The organism is Streptomyces sp. NPDC050448, from assembly GCF_040655295.1.
Taxonomy (GTDB): domain Bacteria; phylum Actinomycetota; class Actinomycetes; order Streptomycetales; family Streptomycetaceae; genus Streptomyces.
Genome location: NZ_JBFAJR010000002.1, coordinates 26,429 through 39,192, shown reverse-complemented (window position 1 = coordinate 39,192; position 12,764 = coordinate 26,429). Strand labels below are relative to the sequence as shown.

13 protein-coding genes are annotated in these 12,764 nt (G+C 69.5%); 10 read left to right on the top strand and 3 right to left on the bottom strand.

The annotated features are described in order from the left end of the window. Positions 1–44: 44 nt before the first annotated feature. The 9 genes from atpB to AB0I68_RS02900 all read left to right on the top strand — a co-directional run bounded on the left by atpB (position 45) and on the right by AB0I68_RS02900 (position 7,760). Positions 45–869 carry a F0F1 ATP synthase subunit A gene (gene atpB / locus AB0I68_RS02940; RefSeq protein WP_363175406.1) on the top strand — a complete coding sequence of 275 codons (825 nt, stop codon included), beginning with the start codon at positions 45–47 and terminating at the stop codon, positions 867–869. A 76-nt stretch (positions 870–945) separates the two neighbouring features. Continuing rightward, positions 946–1,179, top strand: a complete 234-nt coding sequence (gene atpE / locus AB0I68_RS02935; RefSeq protein ID WP_030857147.1) for an ATP synthase F0 subunit C — start codon at positions 946–948, stop codon at positions 1,177–1,179. 43 nt (positions 1,180–1,222) lie between these two features. Continuing rightward, positions 1,223–1,762: a F0F1 ATP synthase subunit B gene (locus AB0I68_RS02930; RefSeq protein WP_030857149.1), complete on the top strand. Its 540-nt coding sequence runs from the start codon at positions 1,223–1,225 to the stop codon at positions 1,760–1,762. Beyond that, positions 1,759–2,574: a F0F1 ATP synthase subunit delta gene (locus tag AB0I68_RS02925; protein WP_363175405.1), complete on the top strand. Its 816-nt coding sequence runs from the start codon at positions 1,759–1,761 to the stop codon at positions 2,572–2,574. Before AB0I68_RS02930 ends, AB0I68_RS02925 begins: the two co-directional genes overlap by 4 nt. Positions 2,575–2,703: 129 nt before the next feature. Continuing rightward, a complete protein-coding gene (atpA, locus tag AB0I68_RS02920) occupies positions 2,704–4,299 on the top strand; it encodes a F0F1 ATP synthase subunit alpha (RefSeq protein WP_266625406.1) in 1,596 nt (531 codons plus the stop codon). A 20-nt stretch (positions 4,300–4,319) separates the two neighbouring features. After that, positions 4,320–5,237 (top strand): F0F1 ATP synthase subunit gamma, encoded by a 918-nt coding sequence (locus AB0I68_RS02915; RefSeq protein ID WP_363175404.1) that lies wholly within the window; start codon positions 4,320–4,322, stop codon positions 5,235–5,237. After that, a complete protein-coding gene (gene atpD / locus AB0I68_RS02910; protein ID WP_363175403.1) occupies positions 5,237–6,679 on the top strand; it encodes a F0F1 ATP synthase subunit beta in 1,443 nt (480 codons plus the stop codon). Before AB0I68_RS02915 ends, atpD begins: the two co-directional genes overlap by 1 nt. Before the next feature lie 129 nt (positions 6,680–6,808). Continuing rightward, a complete protein-coding gene (locus tag AB0I68_RS02905; protein ID WP_008738187.1) occupies positions 6,809–7,183 on the top strand; it encodes a F0F1 ATP synthase subunit epsilon in 375 nt (124 codons plus the stop codon). 130 nt (positions 7,184–7,313) lie between these two features. Next, positions 7,314–7,760: a DUF2550 domain-containing protein gene (locus AB0I68_RS02900; protein ID WP_030153784.1), complete on the top strand. Its 447-nt coding sequence runs from the start codon at positions 7,314–7,316 to the stop codon at positions 7,758–7,760. A 197-nt stretch (positions 7,761–7,957) separates the two neighbouring features. Here AB0I68_RS02900 and AB0I68_RS02895 read toward each other — a convergent pair whose 3' ends face one another. The 3 genes from AB0I68_RS02895 to AB0I68_RS02885 form a co-directional block, all read right to left on the bottom strand. Beyond that, a complete protein-coding gene (locus AB0I68_RS02895) occupies positions 7,958–9,781 on the bottom strand; it encodes a glycosyl hydrolase family 18 protein (protein ID WP_363175732.1) in 1,824 nt (607 codons plus the stop codon). 193 nt (positions 9,782–9,974) lie between these two features. Continuing rightward, entirely contained in the window at positions 9,975–10,628 is a 654-nt protein-coding gene (locus AB0I68_RS02890; protein WP_363175402.1) for a response regulator transcription factor, read from the bottom strand. Continuing rightward, positions 10,625–11,809, bottom strand: a complete 1,185-nt coding sequence (locus tag AB0I68_RS02885; RefSeq protein WP_363175731.1) for a histidine kinase — start codon at positions 11,807–11,809, stop codon at positions 10,625–10,627. The genes AB0I68_RS02890 and AB0I68_RS02885 overlap by 4 nt, the downstream gene beginning before the upstream one ends. Positions 11,810–12,050: 241 nt before the next feature. On the opposite strand from AB0I68_RS02885, the gene AB0I68_RS02880 reads away from it, so the two are divergent. Then, the gene (locus AB0I68_RS02880) at positions 12,051–12,626 is read left to right on the top strand and encodes a hypothetical protein (protein ID WP_363175730.1); all 576 of its coding nucleotides are present in this window, start codon (positions 12,051–12,053) and stop codon (positions 12,624–12,626) included. Positions 12,627–12,764: the final 138 nt, after the last annotated feature.

The following is a 12,764-nucleotide window of genomic DNA, read 5'->3' as shown; positions in this document are numbered from 1 at the left end:
CAACGAGGTTGCCGTACCTATGCGCCACGCTGAAGGAGCCCGCGGTGAGTGCTGACCTGACGCAGGTGCTCGCTTTCGAGACCGACTGTCACATCTTCGACGGATGTGGCTTCCCCGGTCCGGGCCTGCACTCGTTCCTCTTCGAGCCGCTGTGGGGCGAAGCCGGCACCACCAGTGTGTACTTCAACAAGCCGATGCTGCTGGCCCTGCTGGGCTCGCTGGTCATCGTCGCCTTCTTCTGGGCCGCGTTCCGGAAGCCGAAGGTCGTTCCGGGCAAGCTGCAGATGGTCGCCGAGGCCGGCTACGACTTCGTGCGCCGCGGCATCGTCTACGAGACCCTGGGCAAGAAGGAGGGCGAGAAGTACGTCCCCTTCATGGTGTCGCTGTTCTTCTTCGTCTGGGTCCTGAACGTCTGGTCGATCGTCCCCGTGGCCCAGTTCCCGGTGACCGCGATCATCGCGTACCCGGCGGCGCTCGCGCTGGTCGTCTACCTCATCTGGATGTCGGTGACGTTCAAGCGTCACGGCTTCGTCGGCGGACTCAAGAACCTGACGGGCTACGACAAGTCGCTCGGCGCGGTTCTCCCGCTCGTCATGGTCATCGAGTTCTTCTCGAACGTCCTGGTGCGCCCGTTCACCCACGCGGTCCGACTGTTCGCGAACATGTTCGCCGGTCACACCCTGCTGCTGCTGTTCACCATCGCCAGCTGGTACCTGCTGAACGGGATCGGGATCGCCTACGCCGGCGTCTCGTTCGTCATGGTCATCGTGATGACGGCCTTCGAGCTCTTCATCCAGGCTGTCCAGGCCTACGTCTTCGTCCTCCTGGCCTGCAGCTTCATCCAGGGCGCGCTCGCCGAGCACCACTGAGTCAGGCCCTCCCCCAAACCCCCTGTCGTCCGGTGGCCAACCCCCACCGGTCCGTGAAAGAGAAGGAAGAACTGGCATGTCCCAGATCCTCGCTGCCGCCGAAGGCGTCACCGGTTCCCTCAGCTCCGTTGGTTACGGTCTCGCGGCCATCGGCCCGGGTGTCGGCGTCGGCATCATCTTCGGTAACGGCACGCAGGCTCTCGCCCGTCAGCCCGAGGCTGCCGGTCTGATCCGCGCCAACCAGATCCTCGGCTTCGCCTTCTGTGAGGCGCTCGCCCTCATCGGTCTGGTCATGCCGTTCGTCTACTAAGACGAGCCACGACCACTAGTCCGATTAGACGAAAGGCACTGATGTGAACCTCCTGGTTCTCGCGGCCGAGACGGAAAACCCTCTCGTTCCGCCGATCCCCGAGCTCGTCATCGGTCTGATCGCCTTCGTCATCGTCTTCGGTTTCCTCGCGAAGAAGCTCCTCCCGAACATCAACAAGGTTCTGGACGAGCGCCGCGAGCAGATCGAGGGCGGTATCGAGAAGGCTGAGGCCGCTCAGACCGAGGCCCAGAGCGTGCTGGAGCAGTACAAGGCCCAGCTCGCCGAAGCCCGGCACGAGGCCGCGCGCCTGCGCCAGGAAGCGCTGGAGCAGGGCACTGCGCTCAAGGAAGAACTGCGCGCAGAGGGCCAGCGGCAGCGTGAGGAGATCATCGCTGCCGGCCACGCCCAGATCGAGGCCGACCGCAAGGCCGCCTCTCAGGCGCTGCGCCAGGACGTGGGCAAGCTCGCCACCGACCTGGCCGGCAAGCTCGTCGGCGAGTCCCTCGAGGACGCCGCCCGGCAGAGCCGCACGATCGACCGCTTCCTCAGCGAGCTCGAGGAGAAGGCCGAGGCGGCCCGATGAACGGAGCGAGCCGCGAGGCGCTGGCCTCCGCGCGCGAGCGTCTCGACGCGCTGACGGACAACACGTCCGTCGACGCGGCGAAGCTCGCCGGTGAGCTGGCAGCCGTCACCGCGCTGCTCGACCGTGAGGTCTCGCTGCGTCGGGTCATCACGGACCCGGCGCAGGCCGGCGAGGCCAAGGCCGAGCTGGTGCGTCGACTGCTGGGCGCCCAGGTCAGCGGGGAAACCCTCGACCTGGTGTCGGGCATGGCCCGGTCCCGCTGGTCGCAGTCCCGCGACCTGGTGGACTCGCTCGAGGAGCTGGCGGCCACCGCCGACCTCACGGCGGCCCAGCAGAGCGGCGCGCTCGACAACGTCGAGGACGAGCTGTTCCGCTTCGGCCGGATCGTCGCCTCGAACACCGGGCTGCGCGCCGCGCTGACCGACCGGGCGGCCACCGCCTCCGCGAAGAGCACGCTGCTGAACAGCCTGCTCGGCGGCAAGGCGGAAGCCGTCACCGAGCGTCTGGTCACGCGTCTCGTCACGCACCCGCGTGGACGTAGCCTGGAAGCGGGACTCGAGTCCCTTTCCAAGCTCGCCGCCGAGCGCCGTGACCGCATGGTCGCCACCGTGACCAGCGCGGTTCCGCTCAGCGACGTGCAGCGGCAGCGTCTCGGCGCGGTGCTGGCCAAGCTGTACGGCCGCCAGATGCACCTGAACCTGGACGTGGACCCCGCGGTCCTCGGCGGGATCTCGGTGCGGGTCGGTGACGAGGTCATCGACGGCACCATCGCGGACCGTCTCGCCGAGGCGTCCCGCCGCATGGCCGGCTGACCAGCCACCAATAGAACAAAGCATGTCCAGCGGCCCGGTTGGGCCGTGCAGAACTTGCAGAAGATTCCTGGGGGTCGCCCCCAGACCCCTAAGAAGCTTCAGGCCCAACAAGGAGAGCAGGGAACCCAGATGGCGGAGCTCACGATCCGGCCGGAGGAGATCCGGGACGCACTGGAGAACTTTGTCCAGTCGTACCAGCCGGACGCGGCCTCGCGCGAGGAGGTCGGAACGGTCAGCGTTGCCGGCGACGGCATCGCGAAGGTGGAGGGCCTGCCCTCCGCCATGGCGAACGAGCTGCTGAAGTTCGAGGACGGCACCCTCGGTCTCGCCCTCAACCTCGAGGAGCGCGAGATCGGTGCGGTCGTCCTCGGCGAGTTCAGCGGTATCGAGGAGGGCCAGCCGGTGCAGCGCACCGGTGAGGTTCTCTCCGTCGGCGTCGGCGAGGGCTACCTCGGCCGCGTTGTCGACCCGCTCGGCAACCCGATCGACGGTCTCGGCGAGATCGCGACCGAGGGCCGCCGCGCCCTCGAGCTGCAGGCCCCCGGCGTCATGGTCCGCAAGTCGGTCCACGAGCCCATGCAGACCGGCTACAAGGCCATCGACGCGATGGTGCCCGTCGGCCGTGGCCAGCGTCAGCTGATCATTGGCGACCGTCAGACCGGCAAGACCGCTCTGGCCGTCGACACGATCATCAACCAGCGCGACAACTGGCGCTCGGGCGACGTGAACAAGCAGGTGCGCTGCATCTACGTCGCCATCGGCCAGAAGGGCTCGACCATCGCGTCCGTTCGCGGCGCCCTGGAAGACGCCGGTGCGCTCGAGTACACGACGATCGTCGCCGCCCCGGCGTCCGACCCGGCCGGCTTCAAGTACCTGGCGCCGTACACCGGTTCCGCCATCGGCCAGCACTGGATGTACGCCGGCAAGCACGTCCTGATCATCTTCGACGACCTGTCGAAGCAGGCCGACGCCTACCGCGCCGTGTCGCTGCTGCTGCGCCGCCCGCCGGGCCGTGAGGCCTACCCGGGCGACGTCTTCTACCTGCACTCCCGTCTGCTGGAGCGCTGCGCGAAGCTCTCCGACGACATGGGTGCCGGTTCGATGACCGGTCTGCCGATCGTCGAGACCAAGGCGAACGACGTGTCGGCGTTCATCCCGACCAACGTCATCTCCATCACCGACGGTCAGTGCTTCCTGGAGTCCGACCTGTTCAACGCGGGCCAGCGCCCGGCGCTGAACGTCGGTATCTCGGTCTCCCGCGTCGGTGGCTCCGCCCAGCACAAGGCCATGAAGCAGGTTTCCGGCCGTCTGCGCCTCGACCTCGCCCAGTACCGCGAGCTGGAGGCGTTCGCCGCCTTCGGTTCCGACCTGGACGCCGCGTCGAAGGCCTCGCTGGAGCGCGGCAAGCGTCTGGTCGAGCTGCTCAAGCAGGGCCAGTACCAGCCGATGCCCGTCGAGGAGCAGGTCGTCTCCGTCTGGGCCGGCACCACCGGCAAGATGGACGACGTCCCGGTCAACGACATCCGTCGCTTCGAGTCGGAGCTGCTGGAGCACCTGCGCCGCGAGCGCAAGGACCTCCTCACCTCCATCGCCGACGGCGGCAAGATGTCGGACGACACCCTGTCCTCCATCGCGGACGCCATCGCCGGCTTCAAGCAGCAGTTCGAGACCTCGGACGGCAAGCTCCTGGGCGAGGACGCGCCGGCCGTCAACGTCTCCAAGTGACGACGGAAGGGACCTGACTCATGGGAGCGCAGCTCCGGGTCTACAAGCGTCGCATCCGTGCCGTCACGGCGACCAAGAAGATCACCAAGGCGATGGAGATGATCGCCGCCTCGCGCATCGTCAAGGCGCAGCGCAAGGTGGCGGCATCGATGCCGTACGCGACCGAGCTCACCCGAGCGGTGACCGCGGTGGCGACCGGTTCGAACACCAAGCACGCCCTGACCACCGAGGTCGAGGCGCCGGTGCGCGCCGCGGTCCTGCTCATCACGAGCGACCGCGGTCTGGCCGGCGGCTACTCCTCCAACGCCATCAAGCAGGCGGAGCGGCTCACCGAGCGGCTGCGCGGCGAGGGCAAGGAGGTCGACACGTACATCGTCGGCCGTAAGGGTCTGGCCTACTTCGGCTTCCGCGAGCGCAAGGTCGCGGATTCGTGGACCGGCTTCACCGACAGCCCGGCCTACGCCGACGCCAAGCGCGTCGCGGGGCCGCTGATCGAGGCCGTCCAGACCGAGACGGCCGAGGGCGGCGTCGACGAGCTGCACATCGTCTACACGGAATTCGTGTCGATGATGACGCAGAACGCGGTGGACGGCCGGATGCTGCCGCTCAGCCTCGACAAGGTCGAAGAAGAGTCCGGCGCGAAGGGCGAGATCCTTCCGCTGTTCGACTTCGAGCCGTCGGCGGAGGACGTCCTCGACGCCCTGCTGCCGCGCTACGTCGAGAGCCGTATCTACAACGCACTGCTGCAGTCGGCTGCTTCCGAGCACGCCGCCCGCCGCCGCGCGATGAAGTCGGCGACCGACAACGCCGGAGATCTCATCAAGAGCCTCTCCCGGCTTGCCAACGCGGCCCGCCAGGCCGAAATCACCCAGGAAATCAGCGAGATCGTCGGTGGCGCGAGCGCCATGGCTGACGCGACCGCGGGGAGTGACAAGTAATGACGACCACTGTTGAGACGGCCGCCGCCACGGGCCGCGTCGCCCGGGTCATCGGCCCGGTCGTCGACGTGGAGTTCCCCGTCGACGCCATGCCCGAGATCTACAACGCCCTCAAGGTCCAGGTCGCCGACCCGGCCGAGGACGGCAAGCTCAAGACCCTGACCCTCGAGGTCGCGCAGCACCTGGGTGACGGCCTCGTCCGTACCATCTCGATGCAGCCGACCGACGGTCTGGTCCGCCAGGCCTCGGTGACCGACACGGGCGCGGGCATCACCGTCCCCGTCGGTGACTTCACCAAGGGCAAGGTGTTCAACACGCTGGGTGAGGTGCTGAACTACCCCGAGGCGAACGCCGAGGTCACCGAGCGCTGGCCGATCCACCGCAAGGCGCCGAACTTCGACGAGCTCGAGTCGAAGACCGAGATGTTCGAGACCGGCGTCAAGGTCATCGACCTTCTCACCCCGTACGTCAAGGGTGGAAAGATCGGTCTGTTCGGTGGTGCCGGTGTCGGCAAGACCGTTCTGATCCAGGAAATGATCTACCGCGTCGCCAACAACCACGACGGTGTGTCGGTCTTCGCGGGCGTCGGTGAGCGTACCCGTGAGGGCAACGACCTCATCGAGGAAATGGCCGACTCGGGCGTCATCGACAAGACGGCGCTTGTCTTCGGCCAGATGGACGAGCCCCCGGGCACCCGTCTGCGCGTCGCGCTTGCCGGTCTGACCATGGCGGAGTACTTCCGCGATGTGCAGAAGCAGGACGTGCTGTTCTTCATCGACAACATCTTCCGGTACACCCAGGCGGGTTCCGAGGTGTCGACCCTGCTCGGCCGTATGCCCTCCGCGGTGGGTTACCAGCCGAACCTGGCCGACGAGATGGGTCTCCTCCAGGAGCGCATCACCTCGACCCGTGGTCACTCGATCACCTCGATGCAGGCGATCTACGTCCCCGCGGACGACCTGACCGACCCGGCGCCGGCGACCACCTTCGCCCACCTCGACGCGACGACGGTTCTTTCCCGTCCGATCTCCGAGAAGGGCATCTACCCGGCCGTGGACCCGCTGGACTCGACGTCCCGCATCCTCGACCCGCGGTACATCGCGGCGGACCACTACGCCACGGCGATGCGCGTCAAGGGGATCCTGCAGAAGTACAAGGACCTCCAGGACATCATCGCGATCCTCGGTATCGACGAGCTGGGCGAGGAGGACAAGCTCGTTGTCCACCGTGCCCGTCGCGTCGAGCGCTTCCTGTCGCAGAACACCCACGTGGCGAAGCAGTTCACCGGCGTGGACGGTTCGGACGTTCCGCTCGACGAGTCGATCACCGCGTTCAACGCGATCTGCGACGGTGACTACGACCACTTCCCCGAGCAGGCGTTCTTCCTGTGCGGTGGCATTGAGGACCTCAAGGCCAACGCCAAGGAGCTGGGCGTCTCCTGAAGCCCCGCTCCTCGTGAGCAGAGCTGACTGACGGAGAGGGACGGGGTGTGTCCCGTCCCTCTCCCCACGCCCATTAGAATTTGACCCAACACCCGGCTGACCCGCCGGGTGGTGACCCGAGGAGCCACCTTGGCTGCTGAGCTGCACGTCGAGCTGGTCGCGGCGGACCGCAATGTCTGGTCCGGCGAGGCCACCCTTGTTGTCGCCCGCACCACGTCCGGCGACATCGGCGTCATGCCCGGTCACCAGCCGCTTCTCGGTGTGCTGGAATCGGGCCCGGTGACCATCCGTACCAGCGAGGGCAACACTGTCGTCGCCGCGGTACACGGCGGATTCATCTCGTTCGCGGACAACAAGCTGTCCCTGCTGGCCGAGATCGCCGAGCTCGCTGACGAGATTGACGTCCAGCGGGCGGAGCGGGCACTGGAGCGCGCGAAGTCGGAGGCCGATGCGGCCGCCGAGCGTCGCGCCGATGTCCGGCTGCGCGCGGTAACGGGGCACTGAGCCCCGTTCCGAAGAGTGTGCGACCTCAGCCGCGGTCCGTTCTGGAATTTTCCAGACCGGGTCGCGGCTGAGGCGATGTACGTCCGTTTTTCGTTGGTGCGGGATTCGATGAGCGAGGAGGTCGGTGAAGATGCTCCTCGCTCTGCTTGTGAGCGGCCTGGTCGTAGCCCTGGTGGTGATCGGGCTGTTTGTCTTCGGGCTGCGCCGCAGACTCATCCAGCGTTCCGGCGGCACCTTCGACTGCAGCCTGCGCTGGGGCGTGTCCGAGGAACCCGACATCTCCGGCAAGGGCTGGGTGTACGGGGTCGCCCGCTACAGCGGCGACCGCATCGAGTGGTTCCGCGTCTTCTCGTACTCCCCGCGGCCGCGCCGGCTGCTGGAACGCTCCTCCATCGAGGTGGTCGCCCGCCGCGCCCCCGAGGGTGAGGAGGAGCTGGCACTGCTGTCCGACGCGGTCGTGCTCGGCTGTCTCCACCGCGGGACCCGCCTGGAGCTGGCGATGAGCGAGGACGCGCTGACCGGTTTCCTGGCCTGGCTGGAGGCGGCGCCTCCGGGGCAGAGGGTGAACGTGGCCTGAGGGCCGGTGCGTTCGTCCCCGCGGACGGCGTCTCCCCCAGCTACCGCCGGGAGGTGCCCCCAGCGCAGCGGCGCGAAGCCGGGGAGGCCCCCAGGGGCCGAGCCGTGCGAGTGGCGCGTAGAGAAGGAGAAGCCGGGGAGACGGGGGGCGGACCCCGTCTCCCCGGCTTCGTCGTTCACCGGTTCAGTACGTGGGGGCTACTGAAGGCCGGTGTGGATCGCGGCGGCCAGCTCGCCGTTCGCGGTGTCGCCGCTGAACTCCCAGAAGAAGGCGCCCCTGAGGCCCTGCTGCTTGGTCCAGCTCATCTTCCCGGCGATGGTGGCCGGGGTGTCGTAGCTCCACCAGTTGCCGCCGCAGTTGGCGTAGGCCGTGCCGGCGGCGGTGCCGGTGGCCGGGCAGCTTCCCTTCAGCACCTTGTAGTCCTCGATGCCCTGCTCGTACGTGCCCGGGGCGGGCCCGGTGGCGGTGCCGCCGGGGGCGTCCTGGGTGACGCCGGTCCAGCCGCGGCCGTAGAAGCCGATGCCGAGGTTGAGCTTGGAGCCGGCGATGCCCTTGCCCTTGAGCTTGGTGATCGCGGCCTCGGAGTTGAAGCCGGCGATCGGGATGCCGGCGTAGGAGGTGAGCGGGGAGTGCGGGGCGGTCGGGCCCTTGGCGTCCCACGCGCCGAAGAAGTCGTACGTCATGACGTTGTAGAAGTCGACGTACTGGGAGGCGCCCGCGTAGTCGGCGAGGTCGAGCTTGCCGCCGCCCGAGCCGTCGGCGGAGATCGCGGCGGTCACCAGGTTGCTGCTGCCGAACCTGCTGCGCAGCGCGGACAGGACGTTCTTCAGGGAGGCGGCGCCGCTGGTGTCGCAGGACAGGCCGCAGGCGTTCGGGTACTCCCAGTCGATGTCGATGCCGTCGAAGACGTCCGCCCAGCGCGGGTCCTCGACCAGGCTGTAGCAGGAGTCGGCGAAGGCGGCCGGGTTCGCCGCGGCCTGGCCGAAGCCGCCGGACCAGGTCCAGCCGCCGAAGGACCACACCACCTTGATGTTCGGGTACTTCGCCTTGAGCTTGCGCAGCTGGTTGAAGCTGCCGCGCAGCGGCTGGTCCCAGGTGTCGGCGACGCCGTCGACGCTCTGGTCGGCGGTGTAGGCCTTGTCGTAGTCGGCGTAGGCGTCACCGATGGTGCACTTGCCGCCCTGGACGTTGCCGAACGCGTAGTTGATGTGGGTGATCTTCGCGGCGGAGCCGGAGGTGACCAGGTTCTTCACGTGGTAATTGCGCTGGTAGACGCCCCAGTCGGTGAAGTAGCCGAGTTTGACCTTTCCGCCCGGGTCCGGGGGAGTGGTGCCGCCGCCGGTCGTGGTCACCGAGACGGAGCCGGAGGCCGGCCCCGTCTGGTCGACGGTGTCGCGCGCGACGACGCCGTACGTGTACGTCGTGCCCTTGGTCAGGCCGGAGTCGGTGTAGCTCGTGCTCGTGACGGTCGCGACCTTGGCGCCGCCGCGGTAGACGTCGTAGTTCTTGACGCCCTTGTCGTCGGTGGCGGCGGCCCAGCCGATGGTGAGCGAGGTGTCGGTGACCCCGCTCGCGGTGGGGGTGCCGGGGGCCGACGGCGGGCTGTCGGTGGGGGTCGTGCCGCCGTCGCAGGAGCCGCCGTTGACCTTGCAGCCGCCGGGGGCGCCGGGGCCGGCGCCGTTGAAGCCGAAGCTGATCGTGGCGCCGGGGGCCAGGGTGCCGTTCCAGCCGACGTTCTTGCCGGTCCAGTGGGTGCCGGAGCTGGTGACGGTGGCGTCCCAGGCGGAGGTGACCGTCGTGCCCGAGGGGTAGTCCCACTCCACGGTCCAGCTGGTGAGGGTGGTGGTGCCGGTGTTCTTCACCGTCCACTTGCCCTCGAAGCCGGTGCCCCAGTCGGAGACCTTCGTGTACGTGGCCGTCGCGGAGGCGGCGGCCTGGGCGGGGCCGGCCAGGGCCATGAGTCCGGCGACGGGCAGGGCGAAGGCGGCCACGGTCGCGGCGAGCCTTCTGAACAGACGGATGCGGGGTGGGGGTGCTGTGCTCAAGGGTGCTCCTCCGTAGGTCCGTCGTGGCCGTGGGGCCGATCACGACATGGGGGTGGGACCTGCGCCGCCCGTGAGCACGCTTGTCATGGCACGCTCACCACAGTTGCCGTGAGCGTAGAAAGGTCTGGACCAACCGTCAAGAGGTCCAGACCTTCACTCCGGTGCGCCGCTAGAGGCCCAACTCCTGGGCCAGCACCGCCGCTTGGAGACGGCTGCGCAGCTCCAGCTTCCCCAGCAGCTTGCTGACATGGGTCTTCACCGTCGTCTCCGCCATCTCCAGCCGCACCGCGACCTCCGCGTTCGACAACCCCTCGCCCAGACAGCCGAGCACCTCCCGCTCCCGCCGCGTCAGCGAGGCCACCGCCGCGGCTGTTTCCGGCGCCACGGGGGCCTTCACGGGCCGCGGAGCCGCGAACTCGGCGATCAGCCGCCGGGTCACCGCCGGGGCGATCAGACCCTCCCCGCGCGCGACGGTCCGTACCGCCTCGATCAGCTCCGCCGCGTCCGCGTTCTTCAGCAGGAAGCCCGCCGCCCCCGCGCGCAGGGCGCCGAACACGTACTCGTCCAGGTCGAACGTGGTCAGCACCAGCACATCGGCCAGCCCCTCCGCGACGACCTGGCGGGTCGCCGACACCCCGTCGAGCCGCGGCATCTGCACATCCATGAGCACGAGATCCGGCCGCAGCTCCCTGGCCAGGCGCACCGCCTCCTCACCGTCCGCCGCCTCGCCCGCGACCTCGATGTCGCCCGCGCTGCGCAGGATCAGCACCAGCCCGGCCCTCACCGCGCTCTGGTCCTCGGCCACCACGACCCGGATGCTCATCCGGCCACCGCCTTCTCGTCCGCGGGCAGGTCCGCCCGCACCAGCCACACCGGTCCCGACCGGCCCGCCGTGAACTCCCCGCCCAGCAGTTCCGTCCGCTCCCGCATGCCGATCAGGCCGGCCCCCGAGCCGGGGGCGCGGGGGCCCGGGCGGTCCCCGTACGGGGAGTCCACCCGGACGGTCAGCGTCCCCCCTTCCGCGCCGCCGCGGCCCACGCGGACCCGGACCGTGCCCGGGACGGCGTGCTTGAGGGCGTTCGTCAGCGACTCCTGGACGATCCGGTACGCCGCCAGCTCCACGGGGGCCGGCAATGGCTCCGCGGGCGGCCGGTCGTCGAGGAGTACGAAGTCCAGCCCGCTCGCGGCGCCGTTGACACGGGCCTGCCCCAGCAGGGCGTCGAGCCCGCCGAGGGAGGGCGTGGCGACCGCCTCCTGCCCCGCGCCCGCGTCCCGCAGCAGCCCGATCAGCCGGCGCATCTCGGCCAGCCCCTGCACGCTGTTCTCCCGGATCACCCCGAGGGCCTCCCGGCTCGTCGCGGGGGAGTCGATGGAGAGCGCGGCGGTGGAGTGGATGGCGATGGCGGACAGGTGGTTGGCCACCATGTCGTGCAGCTCGCGGGCCATCCGGGCGCGCTCGGCGACGACGGCCTGGCTGCGGTCCATCTCGGCCAGCAGCGCGGTCTGCTCGGCGCGCAGCCGGGCGGCCTCCGCGGCCTCGCGGTGGTTGCGCAGGGTGGCGCCGGTCAGGGCCGGGCCGAAGCTCACGATGCCGGTGATCACGCCGATCATCAGGGACTGGGGGGTGCGCAGCCAGGCCACCGAGGCGACGGTGACGGCGATGGTGACCAGGCCGGTGGAGACCGGGAGCCGCCGGGCCATGGCGGGTTTGCCGTAGACGACGGCCGCGTACATCAGGTCCGTGAAGATCAGGACGGTGCCGAGGTTGCCCACGGTGAACTGGTCGGCGACCACCCCGAGGGTGCCGACGGCCAGGGTGACGCGGGGCGCACTGCGGCGCAGCAGCTCCATCGGGCCGAGCGCGAGGAGCGGGACCAGGGCCGCCCAGGCGGGGAAGAAGTGCCGGTTGCCGGTGCTGTAGATGCCGAGCGACCAGAGCAGCAGGCCCGCGAGCACGCTGGACACGGCGAGCAGGACGTCGTCGCGGTGGAGGCGGAAGATCACGGCGCGCGCAGTCGCCGGGGCCGGGGTTGGGGCCGGGGTCGGGGTCGGGGTCACGGTCCTATCCAACAGGGTGGGCGAGGGCCGGGCCTCGCCGCCGGGGCGGAGACCGGGCGCCGTGGCACTACACCGAAGGATGCAGTCACGGTTCGTCACCGGTGATGACGAAGGGGCGCGGAGCGGGCGGGAGCCTGGATGCAGTGGTCGCCGTGGAAGTGCCGGCCGGAGCGGAATGGAGATCCCCGTGCTCGTCGCCCTGATCATCGCCTGCGAGATCGGCTTCTGGGTGCTGCTGGCCGGAGGACTGGCGCTGCGCTACCTCGCGAAGATGCCCCGGCTCGGGGCGGCGGTCCTGCTGTGCGAGCCGCTGCTGGAGCTGGTCCTGCTGGCGGTCACCACCCTGGACCTGAAGAACGGGGGCGAGCCGAGCTGGACGCACGGCCTGGCCGCGCTGTACATCGGCTACACCGCCGGCTACGGCCACTACACGGTGAAGTGGCTCGACCGGCACGCGGCGTACCGCTTCGGCGGGGGCCCGAAGCCGCCCGGCCCGAAGTACGGCAAGGCCAGGGCGGTCCACGAGTGGAAGCTGTGGACCCGCACCCTCGTCGGCGCCGTCGTCGCGCTCGGGCTGCTCCAGGGTGCGATCTGGTACGTCGGCGACGCGGCCGACACCGGCGGCCTGCAGACCTGGCAGTTCGCCGCTCTGCGGGTGCTCGGCATCCAGGCCGTCGTCGCCGCCACGTACACCATCTGGCCGCGCAAGCCCCCGGTGGCGGACGCGCAGAAGGAGCCCGCCGTGGCCGAGCGCCGCCGCTAGGGGGTGTCCGGCGGATCCTGGCCGGGCCCGGGCCGCCGGACACCCCCTAGCGCTCGCCGCCCGGTACCCAGAGGACGTCGCCGAGCTCCTTGTTGGCCGTACGGGCCAAAATGCTGTGCCGGCCCGGGGGCGACCCCC

Bases quoted from the DNA above. Each gene is read 5' to 3' on its own strand.
- AB0I68_RS02925 (WP_363175405.1), top strand. From the start codon at position 1,759: ATGAACGGAGCGAGCCGCGAGGCGCTGGCCTCCGCGCGCGAGCGTCTC.
- AB0I68_RS02900 (WP_030153784.1), top strand. From the start codon at position 7,314: ATGCTCCTCGCTCTGCTTGTGAGCGGCCTGGTCGTAGCCCTGGTGGTG.
- atpA (WP_266625406.1), top strand. From the start codon at position 2,704: ATGGCGGAGCTCACGATCCGGCCGGAGGAGATCCGGGACGCACTGGAG.
- AB0I68_RS02915 (WP_363175404.1), top strand. From the start codon at position 4,320: ATGGGAGCGCAGCTCCGGGTCTACAAGCGTCGCATCCGTGCCGTCACG.
- atpD (WP_363175403.1), top strand. From the start codon at position 5,237: ATGACGACCACTGTTGAGACGGCCGCCGCCACGGGCCGCGTCGCCCGG.
- AB0I68_RS02890 (WP_363175402.1), bottom strand. From the start codon at position 10,628: ATGAGCATCCGGGTCGTGGTGGCCGAGGACCAGAGCGCGGTGAGGGCC.
- atpE (WP_030857147.1), top strand. From the start codon at position 946: ATGTCCCAGATCCTCGCTGCCGCCGAAGGCGTCACCGGTTCCCTCAGC.